Source organism: Streptomyces sp. NPDC052012, from assembly GCF_040689265.1.
GTDB lineage: Bacteria > Actinomycetota > Actinomycetes > Streptomycetales > Streptomycetaceae > Streptomyces.
Genome location: NZ_JBFAXA010000016.1, coordinates 40,126 through 60,240 on the forward strand (window position 1 = coordinate 40,126; position 20,115 = coordinate 60,240).

19 protein-coding genes and 1 pseudogene are annotated in these 20,115 nt (G+C 72.2%); 8 read left to right on the forward strand and 12 right to left on the reverse strand.

What is annotated here, in order from left to right; genetic code table 11:
• Positions 1 to 42: 42 nt before the first annotated feature.
• Positions 43 to 648 (reverse strand): TerB family tellurite resistance protein, encoded by a 606-nt coding sequence (locus AB0412_RS23655; protein ID WP_366404662.1) that lies wholly within the window; start codon positions 646 to 648, stop codon positions 43 to 45.
• Positions 649 to 863: 215 nt separating this feature from the next.
• Between AB0412_RS23655 and AB0412_RS23660 the strand changes: the two genes are divergently transcribed.
• Positions 864 to 1,940, forward strand: a complete 1,077-nt coding sequence (locus AB0412_RS23660) for an acyltransferase family protein (RefSeq protein ID WP_366404561.1) — start codon at positions 864 to 866, stop codon at positions 1,938 to 1,940.
• A gap of 5 nt (positions 1,941 to 1,945) precedes the next feature.
• On the opposite strand, the gene AB0412_RS23665 is transcribed toward AB0412_RS23660, so the two are convergent.
• Both AB0412_RS23665 and AB0412_RS23670 read right to left on the reverse strand, forming a co-directional pair.
• On the reverse strand, positions 1,946 to 2,329 hold the full coding sequence (locus tag AB0412_RS23665; RefSeq protein ID WP_366404663.1) for a hypothetical protein: 384 nt from the start codon (positions 2,327 to 2,329) through the stop codon (positions 1,946 to 1,948).
• A 99-nt stretch (positions 2,330 to 2,428) separates the two neighbouring features.
• Positions 2,429 to 3,286, reverse strand: a pseudogene (locus AB0412_RS23670) (glycoside hydrolase family 16 protein); the annotation flags it as partial.
• Positions 3,287 to 3,491: 205 nt separating this feature from the next.
• Here AB0412_RS23670 and AB0412_RS23675 point away from each other — a divergent pair.
• Positions 3,492 to 3,914 (forward strand): DUF350 domain-containing protein, encoded by a 423-nt coding sequence (locus AB0412_RS23675; RefSeq protein WP_366404562.1) that lies wholly within the window; start codon positions 3,492 to 3,494, stop codon positions 3,912 to 3,914.
• A 44-nt stretch (positions 3,915 to 3,958) separates the two neighbouring features.
• Here the strand turns inward: AB0412_RS23675 and AB0412_RS23680 are convergent, their stop codons facing one another.
• A complete protein-coding gene (locus tag AB0412_RS23680) occupies positions 3,959 to 4,555 on the reverse strand; it encodes a hypothetical protein (RefSeq protein WP_366404563.1) in 597 nt (198 codons plus the stop codon).
• Positions 4,556 to 4,724: 169 nt separating this feature from the next.
• On the opposite strand from AB0412_RS23680, the gene AB0412_RS23685 reads away from it, so the two are divergent.
• Positions 4,725 to 5,204: a hypothetical protein gene (locus tag AB0412_RS23685; protein ID WP_366404564.1), complete on the forward strand. Its 480-nt coding sequence runs from the start codon at positions 4,725 to 4,727 to the stop codon at positions 5,202 to 5,204.
• Between the two features lie 73 nt (positions 5,205 to 5,277).
• Here AB0412_RS23685 and katG read toward each other — a convergent pair whose 3' ends face one another.
• From katG to AB0412_RS23700, 3 genes are all read right to left on the reverse strand, one after another.
• Positions 5,278 to 7,503 (reverse strand): catalase/peroxidase HPI, encoded by a 2,226-nt coding sequence (gene katG / locus AB0412_RS23690; protein WP_366404565.1) that lies wholly within the window; start codon positions 7,501 to 7,503, stop codon positions 5,278 to 5,280.
• A gap of 37 nt (positions 7,504 to 7,540) precedes the next feature.
• On the reverse strand, positions 7,541 to 7,978 hold the full coding sequence (locus AB0412_RS23695) for a Fur family transcriptional regulator (protein ID WP_366404566.1): 438 nt from the start codon (positions 7,976 to 7,978) through the stop codon (positions 7,541 to 7,543).
• 234 nt (positions 7,979 to 8,212) lie between these two features.
• The gene (locus AB0412_RS23700; protein ID WP_366404567.1) at positions 8,213 to 8,908 is read right to left on the reverse strand and encodes a helix-turn-helix domain-containing protein; all 696 of its coding nucleotides are present in this window, start codon (positions 8,906 to 8,908) and stop codon (positions 8,213 to 8,215) included.
• Between the two features lie 109 nt (positions 8,909 to 9,017).
• On the opposite strand from AB0412_RS23700, the gene AB0412_RS23705 reads away from it, so the two are divergent.
• Complete coding sequence (locus AB0412_RS23705) at positions 9,018 to 9,446, forward strand: hypothetical protein (protein WP_366404568.1); 429 nt, start codon at positions 9,018 to 9,020, stop codon at positions 9,444 to 9,446.
• 76 nt (positions 9,447 to 9,522) lie between these two features.
• Here AB0412_RS23705 and AB0412_RS23710 read toward each other — a convergent pair whose 3' ends face one another.
• Entirely contained in the window at positions 9,523 to 10,404 is an 882-nt protein-coding gene (locus AB0412_RS23710; protein ID WP_366404569.1) for a YegS/Rv2252/BmrU family lipid kinase, read from the reverse strand.
• A 54-nt stretch (positions 10,405 to 10,458) separates the two neighbouring features.
• A complete protein-coding gene (locus AB0412_RS23715) occupies positions 10,459 to 12,051 on the reverse strand; it encodes an FAD-binding oxidoreductase (protein WP_366404570.1) in 1,593 nt (530 codons plus the stop codon).
• Positions 12,052 to 12,124: 73 nt separating this feature from the next.
• On the opposite strand from AB0412_RS23715, the gene AB0412_RS23720 reads away from it, so the two are divergent.
• Complete coding sequence (locus tag AB0412_RS23720; RefSeq protein ID WP_366404571.1) at positions 12,125 to 12,724, forward strand: TetR/AcrR family transcriptional regulator; 600 nt, start codon at positions 12,125 to 12,127, stop codon at positions 12,722 to 12,724.
• The gene (locus AB0412_RS23725; protein WP_366404572.1) at positions 12,721 to 14,298 is read left to right on the forward strand and encodes a glycerol-3-phosphate dehydrogenase/oxidase; all 1,578 of its coding nucleotides are present in this window, start codon (positions 12,721 to 12,723) and stop codon (positions 14,296 to 14,298) included. The genes AB0412_RS23720 and AB0412_RS23725 overlap by 4 nt, the downstream gene beginning before the upstream one ends.
• Before the next feature lie 2 nt (positions 14,299 to 14,300).
• Here AB0412_RS23725 and AB0412_RS23730 read toward each other — a convergent pair whose 3' ends face one another.
• Both AB0412_RS23730 and AB0412_RS23735 read right to left on the reverse strand, forming a co-directional pair.
• Complete coding sequence (locus AB0412_RS23730; RefSeq protein WP_366404573.1) at positions 14,301 to 16,364, reverse strand: discoidin domain-containing protein; 2,064 nt, start codon at positions 16,362 to 16,364, stop codon at positions 14,301 to 14,303.
• A 203-nt stretch (positions 16,365 to 16,567) separates the two neighbouring features.
• Positions 16,568 to 16,918, reverse strand: a complete 351-nt coding sequence (locus AB0412_RS23735) for a hypothetical protein (protein WP_366404574.1) — start codon at positions 16,916 to 16,918, stop codon at positions 16,568 to 16,570.
• A gap of 183 nt (positions 16,919 to 17,101) precedes the next feature.
• Here AB0412_RS23735 and AB0412_RS23740 point away from each other — a divergent pair, with 183 nt between their 5' ends.
• Complete coding sequence (locus AB0412_RS23740; protein WP_366404575.1) at positions 17,102 to 17,932, forward strand: PP2C family protein-serine/threonine phosphatase; 831 nt, start codon at positions 17,102 to 17,104, stop codon at positions 17,930 to 17,932.
• A gap of 51 nt (positions 17,933 to 17,983) precedes the next feature.
• Positions 17,984 to 18,994: an MASE1 domain-containing protein gene (locus AB0412_RS23745; protein WP_366404576.1), complete on the forward strand. Its 1,011-nt coding sequence runs from the start codon at positions 17,984 to 17,986 to the stop codon at positions 18,992 to 18,994.
• Between the two features lie 49 nt (positions 18,995 to 19,043).
• On the opposite strand, the gene AB0412_RS23750 is transcribed toward AB0412_RS23745, so the two are convergent.
• Positions 19,044 to 19,928, reverse strand: a complete 885-nt coding sequence (locus AB0412_RS23750; protein WP_366404577.1) for a L,D-transpeptidase family protein — start codon at positions 19,926 to 19,928, stop codon at positions 19,044 to 19,046.
• Positions 19,929 to 20,115: the final 187 nt, after the last annotated feature.

The following is a 20,115-nucleotide window of genomic DNA, read 5'->3' on the forward strand; positions in this document are numbered from 1 at the left end:
TCCGGGGGCCGGCACCCGCCACTCCGTGCGCCGCCGCGGTGGTCAGATGCCGAACTCCGCGGGTGAGAGGCCGAGGGCCGCGCACGCCTCGTGGATGGCGTACTGCTCGGAGGCTTCGACGTGCCCGTCGGCTCCGGCGATGACGATGCCGGTCTGGATGACCGCGCGGGCCTCGACCGGCTTCTTCGCGGCCTTGGCGATGTCCTCCAGCGCCTTCGCCTTGCCTGCCTGGAAGTTGGCCACCAGGCGGTCCACATGCTCGTTGAACCGCTTGCGGAGCTGCTCCGCCGGGAAGTTCTGCAGGACCTCGTCGGCGACGATCAACTCCTCCACGCGCTGCCGCTCGGCCGGGTCGACATGGCCGTCGGCCGCGGCGACCAGGGCGCAGACCGCCATGCTGGCGTCCCGGAAGGCGCCGCTCTTGAGCTCCGTCTTGGCGGCCGCGAGCTGCGACTTCAGAAGCCCGATCAGCTGGGCCTTGGAGCCGCCGGAGGAGGACCGCGTGCCGTGTCCCGGACCCCCTCCGTGCCCCTGGCCGCCGGTGTGCCCCTGGCCGAAGGGTGCCTGCCCCTGCGCGCCTCCCGCCCGGCCGCCCTGGGACTGCTGGAGCGCCCTGGCCTGGTCCTTGAGCCGGTCCCACATCGCCACTCGTGCCACCTCGGCTTCTGTTGCTGTTCGTCCCGTGCCGGTCACCGGTCCGGGATCTTGGTCCGTCCGCTTGATGAACGGATGGGTCAGCGGCCATGTTCCCGGTTGGCAAAAGAAAAGCAAAGGACCACCCCGGGGGGAACGGGCGGGAACGCCCGGCAGGCGGGCCGCGAGGGCGATGTTTGGACTCCCGCGGGACGGGTGAGGCGCGGGGGATGTCGTCGCTCTCCGCCACCGCAGCCCCGCCCAGCACTCCTCAGCCGCAGCAGGGGCTGCGGCGTGACGCGTTCTTCGACAACGCGAAGTACCTGGCGATCGTGCTGGTGGCGGTGGGGCACGCGTGGGAGCCGCTGCGGGACGGCAGCCGGACGGTCAGCGCGCTGTACATGCTGGTCTACGCGTTCCACATGCCGGCGTTCATCGTCGTCGCCGGGTATCACTCCCGCAGCTTCGACGGCAGCGAGAAGCGCGTCGGACGCCTGCTCACCGGGGTGGTGCTGCCGTATGTGGTGTTCGAGACGGCCTACACCCTGTTCACCCGGTGGACGGACGGGGTGCCGGACCGTCCGGTCACCCTGCTGGAGCCGTTGTATCTGACGTGGTTCCTGGCCGCGCTTTTCGTGTGGCGGCTGACGACGCCGTTGTGGCGGCTCGTGCGGTGGCCGGTGCCGATCGCCCTGGTCGTCGCCGTGCTGGCCTCCGTCTCGCCGTCGCTCGGCGAGGATCTCGACCTGCAGCGCACGCTGCAGTTCCTGCCGTACTTCGTGCTGGGTCTGTGCCTGCGGCCGGAGCACTTCCGCCTGGTGCGCCGCCGCCGGGTGCGGATGCTGGCCGTGCCGGTGTTCGCCGGGGCCCTGGCGGTGGCGTACTGGGCGGTTCCCCGGATGACGTCCGCCTGGTTCTACCACCGCGACAGCGCTCAGGAACTGGGCGCTCCGGCCTGGTACGGGCCCTTGGTGACGCTCGCCCTCTTCGGCTCCTCGCTGCTGCTGGTGGCGTGCTTCCTGTCCTGGGTGCCGGGGCGGCGGACGTGGTTCACCTCGCTGGGCGCGGCCACGCTGTACGGGTATCTCCTGCACGGGTTCGTCGCGCAGGTCAGCAAGTACTGGGGCTGGTACGACCCCGACTGGCTGTACCGTCCGTTCGGTGCCGTCGTCGTCACGGGGGTCGCGGCCGTGGTGGTGACGGTGCTGTGCACGGCGCCGGTGCGGCGGGTGTTCCGGTGGACGGTGGAGCCGAAGCTCGACCGGGCCTTCCGGCCGGTCCGCCGGGAGGTTCAGCGGTCCCGCTGAACGGGTCAGGCCGGGGCGGGGCCGCGCCTGCGCTGTTCGTACCGCAGCGCCGCGCCCGTGGCGAGGGCGCCGAGGCCCTCCCACACGGCGACGCCGATGAACGCCTCGGGTGCTCTGCCGCCGACGACGGCGGCCGTGAAGACCGTGAAGGTGAGCAGTCTGAACGGCACCGTCCAGCGGAAGAAGGCCCGCCAGTCGGCCAGTGCCGCCAGCACGTAGTAGACGCCCATGTTGAGCGCGGCCATCGACGAGGCCGTGACGAAGGCGGAGGTGTGGTCACCGCTCCCCCGCTCGCCCGGGACGGCCAGGCCCAGCATCGACAGCTGGGCGGCCGGCGAGACCAGGCCCACCGCTCCGAGCACGGCGGCGAGCACACCGAAGACGGCCATGGTCCAGCCCGAGGCTGAGCGGGGGATGCGCACGCGGTGATCGTAATGACAACTCCCCTGTGCGCAAAGGGATTCGGCGGTGACCGCGTCCGGTCAGCCGGTGGTCACCGACACGTGGTCGATCACGAGCTGCTGCGGGAAGACGGTGCTGCCGTCCGGGTCTCCCGGCCAGTAGCCGCCCACCGCCAGGTTGAGGATGAGGAAGAAGGGCTTGTCGAACACCCAGGTCCGGCCGCCGAGGTCGGCGGGGGTGCGACGCTGGTAGACGTGTCCGTCGACGGACCAGGTGATCGCGTCGGGGGCCCAGTCGACGGCGAAGGTGTGGAAGTCGTCGGCGAACGCCTGGCCGCCCGGGAGGGAGTAGGCCGCGCCGATGCCGCCCGAACCGGAGTATCCGGGGCCGTGGAGCGTGCCGTGGACCGTGGAGGGCTCGAAGCCGACGTTCTCCATGACGTCGATCTCGCCGGAGGCCGGCCAGCCGACCTCGCCGAGGTCGTGGCCGAGCATCCAGAACGCGGGCCACATGCCCTGGCCGCGGGGAATCTTCATCCGGGCCTCGACGTGCCCGTACTGGGCGGTGAACCGGCCGGCGGTGTTCAGGCGGGCCGAGGTGTACTCGCAGGCGCCGTACCAGCACTGGTAGCCGGCGGGGTTCTCCTTGCGGGCCGTGATGACCAGGTGGCCCTGGCCGTCGAGGGCGGCGTTGTGCGCGCCGGGGGTGTAGTACTGGCGCTCGTGGTTGTTGACGTTGTCGCCGGTCTCGATCTGCCACTTGGAGGAGTCGACGGCCGCGCCGGCGGGCCCGTCGAAGGTGTCCTGGAAGGTGACGGCAGCAGGGTGTGCGCCACCCTCCGGCTCGGCTTGTTCCGCTTGGGCGGGCCCTGCGGCACCGGACGCGACCAGTGCGGCGGACAGGGCGGCGACGAGCCCTTGGCGCAGTGCGCGTGGAGAGGCCATGGCTCTCCCTTCTGAGCATGGTGGTGGGGGGATACGCGTCGACCCTTGATTTAAGGAATGAACTAAGTGGGGGTCAAGACCGTGGTCCGGACCGGGCATTCACACCCTCGGCCGGGCCGCGGAGCGGCCGAACGGGTGCGCTACATTTTGCTCGCCCTTGACCGCGATCACTCACGATCCCTCACCCTACGGAGCCGGCAACCCCATGACCGACATCGTCAACGGACTCGGCCGCGCCACCGCCTACGGCGCGCTCGGCCTGGTCCTTCTGGTCCTCGGCATCGTCCTGGTCGACGTGCTGACGCCCGGGAAGCTCGGCCGGCAGATCTGGGAAGAGCGCAACCGCAACGCCGCCGCGGTGCTCAGCTCCTCGCTGCTCGGCATCGGCGGCATCGTGTTCACGTCCATCTGGACGACGTACGAGGACTTCGGCAAGGGCCTTGTGTCGACGGCGGTGTTCGGGCTGCTGGGCCTGGTGATGATGGCCGTGGCGTTCCTCGTCGTGGACCTGATCACGCCGGGCCGCCTCGGTGCCACGCTCGTCGAGCCGGAGCCGCACCCGGCGGTGTGGGTGACCGCCGCCTGCAACCTCGCGGTGTCCGCGGTGATTTCGGCGTCCATCGCCTGAACGAGACCTAAGGCACGGCCTGTTGCGTGGGCCGCGTGAGCCGGTCACTCCGACACGATGTGCAGCAGTGCCGTGCCGTCCTCGCCCGTGGCCGCCTGGACGACGACGGCGTCGGGCTGCGCCCGGGGCGGCCGGGGATCGCCGAGTCCGCCGCAGGAGTTGCCGGACCCGTTCGCGCGCAGCACGGTGACGCAGCCCTGACCGGGGCCGCCGGCACCCGCCTCGGCCTGGCCGTTGCCCGACTTCACCGTGTACTCGATCTCGTTCGGGCCGACCTTGGTCACGGACAGCGTCGCCTTGCCGCCGTCCGGCCCCGGGAAGCGGATCGTCACCGGTTCCGACACCGCGATCTCGCAGTCGCCGTCCGCGCAGGCCCCGACGTCGTCCCCGTCGGCCGCCGGCACCGACGGCTGCGCCGACACGGAGCGACCGGCGGCGGGGCTCCCCGACGGTGACGGTGCCGAAGCCGACGCGGAAGCCTCGGGACCGCCCGCGGACGCCCCGTCCCCACCGTCCGAACCGCCGCAGCCGGCCAAGGTCAGGGACAGAGCGATCAACGCCGCCAGGCCCGTGACCGGCCCCGCCCGGAACTGCGTGCGCGTCCCGGGCGCCACCCTGTCCGCCGTTTTGTTCATGGCCATGTCTCCCCCGTGTGCGGTGGTTGTGCCGTCGATGTCCGGCGGCGAGTCTTCCCCGAGTCCGGGTGCGTACAACCATCGGGCCGTACGAGGGGTCATCATGAGTGAACGGGAGCAACGAGACCTTCCGTAGCAAACCGATCATTTCGACTCGTTCCACCGGGGGAACCTCATGAGCCTGACCCGCTCTCGCACCCGCCGTGGCACCGCCGCGGCGCTCACCCTCCTCATGGCGGCGGCGCTCGGTGCCGCCGGGGCCGGTGCCGCCGGCGCCGACAGCACCGCACCGCAGCAGCAGACGGAGACACAGAAGCAGAAGCAGAAGCAGCGGATCGCGTCGTCCGCGCTCGGCGCCGACTACAAGATCACCCTCACCGCGCTCCGTTCCGCCGAGGACCCGTACGCCGCCTCCGTACGGCTGCAGGTGTTCACCAAGTCCCACGGCGCGTGGAAGGAGTCGGACCGGGTGACCGTGGGCGACGTGGACGGCTGGTTCTGGTATCCGCTCACGGGCAAGGGGGCCGTCTGCCAGTTCTCGACGGCCGGTACCGAGCCGGCGCCGGTCACGGTGAGCCTGCTGGTCACACCGTCCATCGGCTGCTCCGACCCGGTGCACTACGTCGTCAAGGACGGCCGGGTGTACGCCGGCTGATCCGCAGGCACCCACCGGCACACGAAGCGTCCGGGACGGCCGTGAGAGCCGTCCCGGACGCTCGAGGTGAGGATCAGGCGCGAGCGGCCAGGTCGAACCGGTCCAGGTTCATGACCTTGTCCCACGCCTTGACGAAGTCCTGCACGAACTTCTCCTTGGCGTCGTCGCAGGCGTAGACCTCGGCGAGAGCGCGCAGCTCGGAGTTCGAGCCGAAGACGAGGTCGGCGCGGCTGCCGGCCCACTTCACCTCACCCGTGGCGGCGTCGCGGCCCTCGAAGGTGGTCTGGTCCTCGGAGGTCGACTTCCACGTCGTGCCCAGGTCGAGCAGGTTGACGAAGAAGTCGTTGGTCAGCGCACCGGGCGTCTTGGTGAAAACGCCGAGCTGCGACTGCTGGTGGTTGGCGCCCAGCACGCGCAGACCGCCGACCAGGACCGTCATCTCGGGGGCGCTCAGGGTGAGCAGGTTCGCCCGGTCGAGCAGCAGGTACTCGGCGGGCAGGCGGTTGCCCTTGCCCAGGTAGTTGCGGAAGCCGTCCGCCGTGGGCTCCAGGGCGGCGAAGGACTCCGCGTCGGTGTGCTCCTCGGTCGCGTCGACCCGGCCCGGGGTGAACGGCACCTCGATCTCGAAGCCGGCCTCCTTGGCGGCCCGCTCGATCGCGGCGCAGCCGCCGAGGACGATCAGGTCAGCGAGGGACACCTTCTTGGCGCCGGTGTTCCACTGCTGCTGGATGTTCTCCAGGGTGCGCAGCACCACGGCGAGCTGGTCGGGGTCGTTGACCTCCCAGTTGCGCTGCGGCTCCAGGCGGATGCGGGCGCCGTTGGCACCGCCCCGCTTGTCGCTGCCGCGGAAGGTCGAGGCCGACGCCCAGGCGGTGCTGACCAGCTGGGAGACGGTCAGGCCCGAGTCGAGCAGCTTGGCCTTCAGCGCCGCGATGTCGGCGGCGTCGATGACCTCGCCCTCCGGCTCCGGCAGCGGGTCCTGCCACAGCAGGGTCTCCTCCGGGACCTCCGGGCCGAGGTACAGGGACTTCGGGCCCATGTCGCGGTGGGTCAGCTTGTACCAGGCACGCGCGAAGGCGTCCGCGAACTCCTCCGGGTTCTCGTAGAAGCGACGCGAGATCGGCTCGTAGATCGGGTCGAAGCGCAGCGACAGGTCGGTGGTGAGCATCGTCGGGAGACGCTTCTTCGACGGGTCGTGCGCGTCGGGGATGATCGCCTCGGCGTTCTTGGCGACCCACTGCTTGGCGCCGGCCGGGGACTCGGTGAGCTCGTACTCGTACTCGAAGAGGTTCTTGAAGAAGTTGTTGCTCCACTGCGTGGGCGTCTCGGTCCAGGTCACCTCCAGGCCGGAGGTGATGGCGTCGCCGCCCTTGCCCGTGCCGTAGGTGCTCTTCCAGCCGAGGCCCTGCTCCTCGAGCGGCGCGGCCTCGGGGTCGGCGCCGACGTGGTCGGCCGGACCGGCTCCGTGGGTCTTGCCGAAGGTGTGGCCGCCGGCGATGAGGGCGACGGTCTCCTCGTCGTTCATCGCCATCCGGCGGAACGTCTCACGGATGTCGCGGGCCGCGGCGATCGGGTCCGGGTTGCCGTTCGGGCCCTCCGGGTTGACGTAGATCAGGCCCATCTGGACCGCGCCGAGCGGGTTCTCCAGCTCGCGGTCGCCGGTGTAGCGCTGGTCGTCGAGCCAGGTGGTCTCGGGGCCCCAGTACACGTCCTCCTCGGGCTCCCACACGTCCTCGCGGCCGCCGGCGAAGCCGAAGGTCTTGAAGCCCATCGTCTCCAGCGCGACGTTTCCGGCGAGGATCATCAGGTCGGCCCACGACAGGTTCTTGCCGTACTTCTTCTTCACCGGCCACAGCAGGCGGCGGGCCTTGTCGAGGTTGGCGTTGTCCGGCCAGCTGTTGAGCGGGGCGAAGCGCTGCTGGCCGGCTCCGGCGCCGCCGCGGCCGTCGCTGATCCGGTAGGTGCCGGCGCTGTGCCAGGCCATGCGGATGATCAGCGGGCCGTAGTGACCGAAGTCGGCGGGCCACCAGTCCTGCGAGGTGGTCAGCACCTCGGCGATGTCCCGCTTGACGGCCGGCAGGTCGAGGGACTGGAACGCCGCGGCGTAGTCGAACTCCTCGCCCATCGGGTTGGCGACAGGCGGGTTCTTGGCCAGGATCTTGACGTTGAGCCGGTCCGGCCACCACTGGCGGTTCCCGCCGCCCTGGGTCGGGTGCGGGGCGCGCCCGTGCGCGACCGGGCAGCCGCCTGTCTCCTCCGCCTTCGCGTCGGTGACGATCGCGTCGTGGTTCTCGGTCATGGGAAGTCCTTCCGGGCGAAAAAGGGGTTCGCGCAGCTCAGCTGGTGCGGGCGGTGGAACAGCCGGGGCACAGGCCCCAGTAGATGACCTCGGCCTCGTCGATCTCGAAGCCGTGCCCCTGGGAGGCGGTCAGACACGGGGCGTCGCCGACGGCGCAGTCGACGTCGACGACACGGCCGCAGGACCGGCACACCAGGTGGTGGTGGTTGTCCCCGACGCGGCCCTCGTACCGCGCGGGGCTCCCGGCCGGCTCGATACGGCGTATGAGGCCGGCCTCGGTGAGCGCGTTCAGGGCCTCGTACACCGCCTGGAGGGAGACGTGCCCTATGCGTCCGCGCACTCCGGAGGCGATGGCCTCGACTCCGAGGTGGTCACCCTGGCGGACGGTGTCGAGCAGCGCCACGCGGGCGGCCGTCGCACGAAGGCCGGCACCGCGGAGCTCCTCGGCGGTGGTGGGAGGCCGGGATGCGGTCATGGAGCAGAACCTACCGCCCAAGACACGATTAATTCCAGAGTACGAACCGTTCCAGTCTTGTGCCACTTCCGGGAACTGCGGATGACTCCCGGGTGGCGGGCACGCGGCGGCCCCGGAGCGACGGGGTCATCATGCAGAAAGGAGTGGTCCCCGACCGGGCTTCGACACGCGAGGTGCGTGTCGGGACGTCCGGTCGGGGACCACTCCACAAAGGGCCTCAGGCCGCGAAGGTCCTCAGGCCGCGGGCTCCAGGCGCACGCAGCAGCGGCCGGGTTCCGGTGCCAGACGGGCCTCGAAGCCGGTGTCGCCGAGACCGTCGAGGACGCCGCGCAGCAGATGCTGGTTCATCCCGCACACCGTCTCGGTGTGGGCGCGGGCCAGCGCGTGGAAGGGGCAGTTGCCCAGGACGACGGCTTCGCCGTCGCGCCGCGGCTCGAAGCCGTACCGCTCCAGCAGCGGGACGAGCTCCATCCGGTCCCCGTCGGCCGCCAGCCGCGCCCCGCACTCGTGCGCCCTGCGGTGCAGTACGTCGCGCACCGGCTCGCCGGTGGCGGCGGACTCCTCCACGGCCCGGGCGAGCAGCCTTCCGGCGAGTTCGTAGCGCCGGTCGGGAAGGCTGACCGCGATCTGCCTCGCGGACCGCCGGTAGAGCTTGGCCGGCCTGCCCGCACCCGGCCCCGTGCGCCCGCTGCGCCGCTCGTAGACGACGTCGAGCAGCGATTCGCCGGCCAGCCGGTCCAGGTGGAAGGCCGCGGTCTGCCGGGCCAGTCCCAGTGCGGCGGCGGCCTCGTCGCGACCGACCGGGTCGGGCCGGCGCACCACGTACTCGTAGAGCTTCCGGCGGGTGGGCTCGTCGAGGGCGGCGATGGCGGAGACCTCCGCGTCGCGTGCCGCTGCCGTGCCGTCCGCTGCTGCTTCGGTGTCGTCCACACGTCCGAGTGTAAAACCCAGAGCCATTGACTAAAGAACGGGAAGGGGCTTCTATCGTTAGTGAAAGTTGTCGATAGAAGTCGGCAGCACGGCAGAAGGAGAGAGGGCCATGACGTCCACCACCAGAAGCACCGCGCCCGCGGCCCGGCGAGCGGCCTTCGCCGACCCCGGCTACCAGGCGTTCGTGATCCTGCGCACCGGCTTCACCGTGGCGCCGATCCTGTTCGGCCTGGACAAGTTCGCCAACCTGCTCGTCGACTGGCCGGTCTACCTCGCGCCGTGGATCGACGACATCGTTCCGGGCAGCGCCCAGACCGCCATGTACGCGGTGGGGGTCGTCGAGATCGTCGCCGGAGTCGTCGTGGGCCTGGCCCCGCGCCTCGGGGGCTGGCTGGTCGCCGGCTGGCTTGCGGGCATCATCGTCGACCTGCTGACCATTCCCGGCCACTACGACATCGCCCTGCGGGACTTCGGACTGCTCCTCGGCGCGGTCGCGCTGGCCCGGCTGGCTCAGCGCTACCACGGCTCCCGCGAGTGAGGTCGGCGCACGGAGCGTCCCGGCCGGCCGACCGGCACAGGACGCTCCGGCCGGCGCCCGCATACGCTGCGGCCGGTCAGCACAGGACGCGCAGCGCCCCCGGCAGGACCCTCGCCGTGACCGGGAGGACGGCCTCGACCTCGCCGTCGGCGCCGTAGGGGACCTCGCGGTCGGCCGCGATGCGGATCTCCCGGCCACGGAGGATCGTCACCTGGGGCCGGTGGACGTGTGCGCCGGTCCTGAGCTCGTTCATCAGGGTGAAGAACAGGTGCCGCGGGGCGTCCTGGATCATCACGACGTCCAGCAGGCCGTCGTCGACGCGGGCGTCGGGCGCGATGATGCGGCCGGACCCGTAGTAGCCGGAATTGGCGGCGACCACGGTGTAGCCGGTGTGCGGGTGCTCCTCGCCGTCGACGGTGACGGTGTAGCGGGCGGCCCGCCAGGTGGTGACGGCGCGCAGGCCGCCCGCGTAGTAGGAGGCGGAGCCCTTCAGCAGGGTCGACCGGTTGGCGTGGCGGTTGGCGAGCGCGTCCACGCCGGCGTAGACGCTGCCGAGGACCACGGTGCGGTCGTGGACGGCCGAGGTGACCTCGATGGTGTCCACGAGCCGCGGCTCGTTCTCGAGCAGGACGCGGGCCAGGGACTCCGGGTCCCCGGGCAGCCCGAGGGCGCGGGCGAAGTCGTTGCCGCGGCCCGCCGGCACGAGACCGAGGACGGCGCCGGTCCCGCTGAGGGCGCCGCCGATGCCGCCGGCGATGCCGTCCCCGCCGACGGCGAGGACGACACGCCCCCGCTCCCCCGCCGCGCGGGCCAGCTCCTGGGCGTGCGCGAGGCTGCGGCTGTACTCGGTCAGCAGCTCGGCGCCGGCCTCGCGGAGCAGCCGGGCGAGGGCGAGCAGCGCGGCCGCGCCGGTGGATCCGCCCGCGGTGGGGTTGACGACGGCGGTGAACTGTCGCATCGGGGTACCTCCGGGGGCGGCCGACGGGATGGGGGGAGGGGAGCTGACGGCGTTTCAGTCGGCGGGCAGCAGCACGCCGGGGTTGAGCAGTCCGGCCGGGTCCAGGCGCTCCTTCACCGCGCGCAGGGCGGCGATGCCGAGGGGGCCCGCCTCGCGGACGTACCAGTCGCGGTGGTCGGTGCCGACTCCGTGGTGGTGGCTGATGGTGCCGCCGGCGGCGAGGATCGCCTCGTTGGCGGCGTGCTTGGCGCGCGCCCAGTGGGCCACGGGGTCCTCGCCCTGGGCGCAGACCACGGTGAAGTACAGCGAGGCGCCGTTCTCGTAGACGTGGGAGATGTGGCACATGACCAGGGGCGGCGTGCCGGCCTCGGTGAGGGTGGTGGTGAGGGCGTCGCGGACGGCGGCGTACAGCTCGGGTATGCGCGACCAGAAGGTGGCCGTCTCCAGCGTCTCGGCGAAGGCTCCGGCGTCGAGGAGGGAGTCGCGCAGATACGGGGCCGAGTAGCGGCCGTGGGCCCAGCGCTCCCCCGGCTCCTCACCCAGCGGGGTGCCGCCGCACGCGCGCAGGACGGCCGCGGCGCGTTCCCTGCGGTGGGCGGTGTCCTCGGCGGTGCCCTCGTAGCCGGCGACGGCCGTGCATCCGGCGGACTCCGGGGTGCCGGAGCCGATCGCGTCGGGCTGGGCGAGACCGATCAGGGTCTCGGTCTCGTCGGACAGGCGCAGCACGGTGGGGCGCGGTCCGTCCTGGGCGAGCCGGCGCAGGGCGCCGGCGCCCTCGTCGAAGGAGGCGAAGCGCCATCCCTCGTAGATCCGGGTCTGCGGGACGGGCCGGATCCGGACCGTCACGGACGTGATGACGCCGAAGGCTCCCTCGGAGCCCAGGACGAGCTGGCGCAGGTCGGGTCCGGCGGCCGAGCGCGGGGCGCGGCCGGTGTCGAGGGTGCCCGCGGGGGTGGCGAGGGTGAGGGAGAGGACCATCTCGTCGAAGCGGCCGTAGCCGGCGGAGGCCTGGCCGCTGGAGCGGGTGGCGGCGAAGCCTCCGATGGTGGCCCACTCGTAGGACTGGGGGAAGTGGCCGAGGGTGAAGCCGTGCTCGGCGAGCAGCGCCTCGGCCGCGGGGGCGCGCAGTCCGGGTTGCAGGGTGGCGGTGCGGGAGACCGGGTCGAGGGCGAGCAGGGCGTCCATGCGCCTGAGGTCCAGGGCGACGAAGGGGCCCTGCCGGTCGGGGGCGAGTCCGCCGACCACCGAGGTGCCGCCGCCGAACGGGACCAGCGGCAGGCGGTGTTCGGCGCACACCCGCAGGACGGCGACGACCTCGTCGTGCGAGGCGGGCAGCAGTACGGCCGCCGGGATGTCGTCGAGTTCGCCGTCGCGGATGCGCAGCAGGTCGGGGGTGGACTTGCCGCGGGTGTGCCGGATCCGCGTCTCCGGGTCGGTGCGCACGTGGTCCTCGCCGCCCAGCGCGGCGGCCAGGGCGCGGTGCGCGGCCTGCGGCAGCCGTGACTCGGGGACGGTCAGGTCCTCGAGGGCGACCGGCCCGGTCTCGCGCGGCTTGACGCCGAGCAGATCGCGCAACAGCCCGATCACCGTCTCGGGCAGCGGCGTCGCCCTGGCCGGGTCGCCCCAGCCGCTCCACAGCATGTCCATGGCTGTCGTCCTCACCGGTCGATATGAGCGATGCCGTCGCTCGACGGCCTCACGTGGCGTTACACTGTTACACATGACGCCTAATCGTCACAACGGTTCGGACAACGACGCGGTCCTCGACGCGGTACGGGACTGTGTCCTGGCCGTCGGGGTCCGCCGCACGACGATGACCGACGTGGCCCGCCGCGCCGGTGTCTCCCGGATGACGCTGTACCGGCGATGGCCCGATGTGCGGTCGCTGGTCGGGGATCTGATGACCCGTGAGTGGATCGACGTGGCCACCGGCGCCATGCCCGAGCGCCGGCCGGACGTGACCACGCGCGCCCGAGTCGTCGACGGTCTGGTGGCCGGAGTGCGCGCGTTCCGCGAGCACCCGCTCTTCCGCAAGATCGTCGACGTCGATCCGGAGCTGCTGCTGCCGTATGTGCTGGACCGGCGCGGGGCGAGCCAGGAGGCCCTGCTGGAGCTGCTGGCCGGCGAGCTGCGCGAGGGGCACGCCGACGCTTCGGTGCGCACCGGGCACGTCGGACGGCAGGCCCGTTCGGTGCTGCTGATCGTCCAGTCCTACGCCCTGTCCCTGCGGACCATGACCGACGAGGACGACCCCGAGCTCGGCGGCGAGGCCTTCCTCGCGGAGCTGCGCGACATCCTGGAGAGGACCCTCACGCCATGAACTCCCCCAGCGGTCCGGCGCCCGGCTCGTCCCTGTCCGCCGGCCGGCGTGCCCGTGAGCTGACCGACACCGTGGGCGGTCCGGCCGTCGACGTCCTGGTCGTCGGTCTCGGCGCCACCGGCGCCGGGGTCGCCCTGGACGCCGCGGCGCGGGGTCTGAGCGTGGCCGCCGTCGACGCCCACGACCTGGCCTTCGGCACCTCCCGCTTCAGCAGCAAGCTCATCCACGGCGGGCTGCGCTATCTGGCGTCCGCACAGCTCGACGTCGCCCACGAGAGCGCCGTCGAGCGCGGGGTGCTGATGGAGCGCACCGCGCCGCACCTCGTCGGTGCCCAGCCGTTCGTGCTGCCCCTCACGCCCCTGGTCTCCCGCGGTCAGGCGGCCCTCGCGCGGGCCGGGTTCCACGCCGGTGACACGCTGCGCCTCGCGGCCCGCACCGCCCGCGCGACCCTGCCCCCGCCGCGCCGGCTGTCCGCGGTCGAGACCCGGCATCTCGCGCCCGCCGTGCGCGGGGACGGGCTGCGCGGAGGGCTGCTGTCCTGGGACGGCCGGCTCACCGACGACGCCCGGCTGGTCACCGCCGTCGCCCGTACGGCCGCCGCGCGCGGGGCGCGGATCCTCACCCGCGTGCGGGCTCTCGGCCTGACCGGCACCGGCGCCCGGGTCCGCGACGAACTCACCGGCGAGGAAGGGGAGATCCGCGCCCGCGCGGTGATCAACGCCTCCGGTGTCTGGGCGGGCGGGCTCGTCGACGGCATCCGGATCCGCCCGTCCCGCGGCACGCATCTCGTCCTGCGCCCCGAGTGTCTCGGCACGCTCCCCGCGGGCCTGCACATCCCGATCCCCGGCGAGAGCAACCGTTTCGTCCTCGTACTGCCCCAGGACGACGGCCGGGTCTACGTCGGGCTCACCGACGAGCCCGTGGACGGCGACATCCCCGACGTGCCCGAGGCGCCCGAGTCCGACATCGGCTTCCTCCTCGACGTGCTGGGCTCCGTCCTGGACGTGCCCGTTCGCCGGGACGACGTGGTGGGCGCGTTCGCCGGTCTGCGTCCGCTGCTGGACACCACCGGCGGCGATGCGGGCACCGCGCCGCGCACGGCCGACGTCTCCCGCCGACACGCGGTGCTGACCTCCTCCGACGGCGTCATCACCGTCGTCGGCGGCAAGCTGACCACCTACCGGCGCATGGCGCAGGACGCCGTGGACGCCGCGGTGCGCGAGCGCCGGCTGCCGGCCGGGCGGTCGGCGACCGCGTCCCTGCCGCTGGTGGGCGCGGCGGCGCCGCACGTGCTCGCCGCGCTGCCCGCGCCGCGCCGCCTCGTGCGCCGCTACGGCACGGAGGCACCGGCGGTGCACGCCCTCGGCGTGCGGGACGCGCGGCTGAACGAGCCGGTGCTGCCGTCGTATCCCGTCACCGGCGCCGAGCTGCTGTGGGCACTGCGCCACGAGGGCGCCCTCGACGCCTCCGATCTGCTCGACCGCCGCACCCGGATCGGCCTGGTCCCGGCCGACCGGGCGCGGGCGCTGGACGCGGCACGCGAACTCCTCGCGGAGGTCGCGGAGCTGGCGTGACGTCAACCGCTGTGGACGGAGACCTCCCGCAGCGAGTACCCCCAGTCGGTGCCCCGGTCCAGGAACTGGATGCGCAGCTGGCGGGCCTGTGACGGCGTGAACCTCGCCGTGTCCAGGCCGCCGTCGCCGGACGTCGTGGACCACACGGTCCGCCAGTCGGCGCCGTCGGTGGACACCTCGACGCGGTACGACCTGCCGTACGCGCGCTCCCAGTCGAGCGTGACGCGGCCGACCTGACGGGTGGCGCCGAGGTCGATCCGCAGCCACTGGCCGTCGCTCCAGTCGCTGGCCCAGCGGGTGCCCCGGTCGCCGTCCACGGCGCGGCCGGGCGCATAGCTGGTGAACGGGTTCCACTCCGTCGAACTGGCCGTCGTGGAGGCACCCTCGGCGAGATTGACGCCGGAGCTGTGCCGCTCGGAGGCACCCCAGGTGTCGAGGTAGGACTCGGCCCCCCGGAACAGGTCGTCGACCACGTCCTGCCCGCCGACGCGCCGGATGTCCTCGATCCAGTCGGGCACCAGACCGTAGTGGGCGGCACCGTCGGTGTTGAGGTCCCAGGTGCGTTCGCCGGTGGTCTGCCTGTCGATGACGGAGCCCCCGTCGACACTGCGGAAGGGGTAGGTGACGGGGTTGGGCGCGTCCTTGCCGCGCGGGGCCGGCCAGCCGCCGACGCCGTTCATGTCGGTGCCGTAGCCGTAACCCACGCCGTACTTGTCGCGCAGCGCCTTGGTGCGCTCGGCCTCGCCGATGAATCCTTCCGAGCCGTGCATGTACTGGGCGATGAAGCCGCCCAGACGGTAGACCCGTTCGGTCCAGTTCAGGTCCATCCAGCTGTGCGAGGAGATCACGCCGGGGTACGACTCGGCCTCGAAGAGGTCCAGGACCCGGCCGGTGGCCTTGACGCTCATGTGGTCGATCTCGAGCATCATGTTGCGTTTCATCATGCCGCGCACCGCGTACTCGCCGAGGTCGGTGAGCCCGCGTACGTTGCACTGCGCGTCCGCGGAGTAGGAGGGCACCGTCACGCCCGGCGGCAGCTTCTTCTCGGCGCCGGGGGCGGCGGCCAGGCCGATGGGGTTGTCGGCCTGCGGGCCGGTGCACTTCTCGGTGCGCCAGAAGGTGCCGGTGGACAGGAACTGGCCGACGTTGATGGCCGTGCCGAGCGCGCCGGAGTCGAAGCGGACGCCACACAGCGCGTTGTCGAACTTGTGGCACAGGAACATGCTGCGCACGCCGAGGGCGTACAACTCGTCCAGCCCGCGGTCGATGTCCTCCTTGTCGCACTGCGGGACGTCCAGGATCTGCTTGCAGCCGAAGGGCTCGGAGGTCTCGACCCCGAGGACGACCGCGAGCTTGCCCTGTTCGACGACCCGGCGGGCCTGCGCGCTGTCGGTGACGATGCGGAACCAGCCCTTTCCGGGGCCGCCGTACATCTGGTCGATGTAGGCCTGCATGTCGTACGTCAGCTTCGCCTGGAGCCGGATCGAGGTCATCTCGTCGCAGCTGCGGTCCTTGAAGAAGTACACCGAGCAGATCACGCCGTTGGTGACCAGGTCGTTGACCAGCACGCGCTGGCCGCCGCGCCAGGCGCGCTCGATCCAGGCGTAGTAGTTCTGCTGGTGCGTCAGGGAGTCGTGCGCGGGCCAGTCCTTGAAGGTGGGCCAGCCGACCGGGTCGTGTCTGCCGTCGCCGCCGCCCGTGATGAAGTCGAAGATCGCGAGCGAGCCGTCGGGGTAGTGCTCGGGACAGTCCTTGAGCGCGTCGGTGATGCCCTTCTCGGAGAACGCCTTGCCGCAGATGAGGCGGCCGCCGAAGGCCTCGTTGGACATGATGTGGTTGTGCGCGTCGACGAAGCCGCGCACCTCGCCACCGGCGCCCGTGCCCCGGAACGGCTCGCCGCTGACTCCGATCTGCGAGTCCGGGGCCGGACGCGCGTCCGGCTCCCACCAGCCGCCGCCGGCCGCGGAACTGGGGGTCGGGCCGAGAGCCGCGGCCAGTACCAGCAGGAGCAGCGATGCGACGGCGACGGACCGCCGTCTGCGATACGGAAGCCGAGCGATGGTCACTACCCACGTCCCTCCGTCAGCGGGGCGGCACGGACGGCGAACGTGAACGTTTGTCATGTCCGTGCAGACATGGCAGAGGATCGCTACTGACACGTAATGAGTCAAGGGACAGGGACGGCCGACCTGAGCCGGCGACGGAGGATCCGTCGCCGGGTGAGCGGTCAGCAGCCGCGGATTGGCCGCCGGGTGACAAACGCCCCGGCTCACCGCCCGCCGTCGGACTCGTAGTGCAGCGCGATGGACCGCAGGACGTCCGCGGAGGTCATGTCGGTGCGGCCCGCGTCGTGGACCTCGGCGAGCTGGACGAAGGCGAAGGTGAGCGCGGAGGTGATCTGGACGATGGCCGGCCCCAGCTCCGCGGTGATGATGTCCGCCACCTCACGGGCGCCGGCGTCCGCGGGCAGCTGGATGCGCGGAAGCATCTCCTCGAGCAGCTGCGCGACCGCCCCGCTGCTCGTCACGTCGGCATCCGGGTTCTCCCTGAGGCGCCGCCGCATGTCGAGCGCCTCGGTGAGGATGCCGACGGCCCGCTGCATGATCTGGTGCTGCTCCATGCGCACAGCCTGCCCCATGAACACCGGGCACCGGCACGGATCACCGCATCCGGCCGTCCGCCCCGCCTCCGCGACTGGCCCCTTCATTAGATTTCCTACTATCATCCGTTGAGCCCTGTTTTGGGGGTTCTGTCCACGAAGGTGATCACCGAGCGTGACCGCCCTCGCCCGAGTGAGTGATCCATGTCCCGCACCGGCCCCGCGGACGACGGCGACGAGTTGCTGACCAGACTCGGGACGCTGACGGCTCAGGCGCGCGCCCAGGCCGAGGTGCAACGCTCCCGGGTCGAGCTGGCCCTCGCGCTCCAGCGGGGCATGCTGCCCAGGGACCTGCCCGTCGCCCGCGGCGTGCATCTGGCGGTGCGCTACTCCCCCGCGTACCAGGGCCTCAACGTGGGCGGCGACTGGTACGACGCCTTCACGATGCCGGACGGCAGGATCGGGCTGTCCATCGGGGACGTCCAGGGACACAACATCGAGGCGGCGGCCTTCATGGGCCAGGTCCGGGTCGGACTGCGCGCCCTCGCCTCCGTCGACAGCGAACCGGGCGAGCTGCTCGCCCGGACCAACGATCTGTTGCTGTCGCTCGGCTCCAAGCTGTTCGCCACGTGCACCTTCATGCGGCTCGACCCGGTCACCGGTGTGCTGGAGAGCGCCCGGGCCGGTCATCTGCCGTGCGTGTGGGCCACCGCGGACGGCAGGTCGGGCATCACCGAGGACGAGGGGGGACCGCCCCTGGGCATCGCCCGGGGGATGACCTACCCCGTCACCCGGTACCGGCTCGCCACCGGCGGAGTCTTCGTGATGCTCACCGACGGGGTGGTGGAAGGGCCGTCCATGACGCTCGACGAGGGGCTCGACCAGGCGGTGCGGCTCGCGGGTGTCGCGGCCGTCGCCAAGATGGACGCGGACGCGCTCGCCGCCGCCGTGATCAAGGGGGCGGAACGGGTCGGGCACGACGACGACGCGGCCGTGCTCGTCATCGGGCACGACGGACTGCGGGCTCAGCCATAGGGCCGCAGGGCACCGTCCTCCGCCTCGCCGACGGCGCGGCCTCGGTGTCTGATGGCTTGTGTGGTGGCTAGACAGGATCTGCGTGCACCGGTCGTCTTCGCTCTGTGGACACTGGGAGTCGCCGCGTGCTACTTCGCGGCCGGACGGCTGGGGCTGCTGCGCGAACTGGTCGTCGAGGGCGCCGTGGTCACCCCGATCTGGCCGCCCACCGGTGTGGCTCTCGCCGCCCTGCTCATCCTCGGCCTGCGCAGCTCGCTCGGCATCGCGCTCGGCGCACTGTTCGTGGTCATGTCGATCACCACCCCGCAGCCGCAGTCGCTGGTCGTCGTCGCCGGCAACACCGCCGCGCCGGTCTGCGGATACCTGCTGCTGCGCAGACAGCGCTTCCGCACCGACCTCGCCCGCTTACGGGACGGTCTCAGCCTGGTGTTCCTCGGCGCCTTCGCCGCCATGCTGATCAGCTCCACCACCGGCGCGGTCCTGCTGCTCGCCGAGGGCAAGCTCCCGGCGGACAGCTTCTGGACCGTGTGGCTGGCCTGGTGGGTGGGCGACGCCATGGGCGTGCTGATCGTCACGCCCCTGCTGCTCCTGTTCCACCGCATCCACACCCCCGTGCGCTGGTCGCGGTGGAAGGAGGCCGCGGTCCTGACGGTCATCACCGCCGGCCTGGTCCCCCTGGCCACCCACACCTCCGCGAGCCTGCTGTTCATCGTCTATCCGCTGCTCATCTGGGCGGCGCTGCGCTTCCAGCTCGCCGGCAGCATGGTGTGCGCCCTGTTCGCCTCCGTGATGGCGACCATCGCGGCGACGGACCGGACGGGGCCGTTCGCGGAGCTGACCCGGACAGAGGTGATGATCAATCTTCTGGCCTTCAACGGGGCGGCGGCGCTGACCGCCCTGCTGCTGTCCTCGATGATCAGCGAGCAGCGGAACCTGCGGCGCTCCGTGGAACGCGCCTGCCAGGAGCTGGTCGAGGTCCTGGAGCATCTGACCGCCGGCGAGGGCGCGTCCAACCGGGCGCCGCCGGAGGAGGAGGGCCGGCGGCGCGGCGAGGACGTGTGACGCAGGGGCGGCGCGCCGGCCCCGGGCCACCGGCCCGGCGCGGTGCGGCTCACTGCCGCAGCGACTGGGCGTCGCCCATCACGATCACCGGGTACCGGGCCGGGTCGAGCGCGCGCAGGAGGTCCTTCATGTGCTGTTCGGAGAGGCTCACACAGCCCTGGGTGGGGCCCTCGTGGTCGACGTGCAGCCAGATGCCGCCGCCCTTGTCCTCCCCGAGCGGGCGGGTCAGGTCGAGCGGGGAGGTGCCGGGCACGCGGTTGTAGTCGATCGCGACGACGTAGTCGAAGGCCCCTTCGAGGGACTCCCCCGCCAGCCCCGGACCGCTGATGCCGAACCCCTCGTCCTGGTAGTACGGCAGCCGGGTGCCGGGGTCGGGCAGCAGCCCGCCGGCGTCGGTGAGGGTGAACACGCCGATGGGCGAGCGCAGGTCACCGAGATAGTGGTCCTCGGTCCAGCCCTTCTGGGCGTTGCGGGCCGGCCAGGGCGTGCCCGCCTGCCACCCGGACGCCGTGCGCGAGTACAGCACGACCTCGGAGCGGTTGGCGTCCCGGGCGCGGCCGGTCACGAGGACGACCTGACGGCTCTTCTCGGGGATCCGCGCCAGCGTGCGCGGGCCGAGGCCGGGCAGGGGGGCCGGGGCCCGCGTCTCCGCGGGGGTCTCGGCTCTGCCCTGCGTGGTGCTCGCCGTGCCGGGGGCGCCCTGCGTGGGTGCGCCGTGCGCCGGGGCGCCGCCCGCCGGTGAGGCGGCCGGCCGGACGTCCCGTGCGGGGCCCTCGGTGAGCGACGCGCAGCCGCTGAGGGCCACCGTCACCAGGAGGGCGAGGGCCGGCCGCGGCAGACGGTGACGAGCGCGGCGGAGGGAGGCGGGCCACGGGTCACGCCGGGAGGAAGCGCGGCGACTCCCACGGTGCGGGTGGTCGATCGATGAAGCCATGGGCTCAGCCTGACTTCGACTCCGGCGAAACCCGCCCGCACGCCGCGCGAGTCCGGGCAACGTCCCCCATCTGCTCGCCCCGCGGACCGGTGCACCGCTCTCGGCAGCGTGTCCCGTCGTCCGTCCGTGTGACGGGCCCGTCCCCCGGGTGGAGTACGGGCCCGCCGTGTGCGGTGATGCCGGGGCG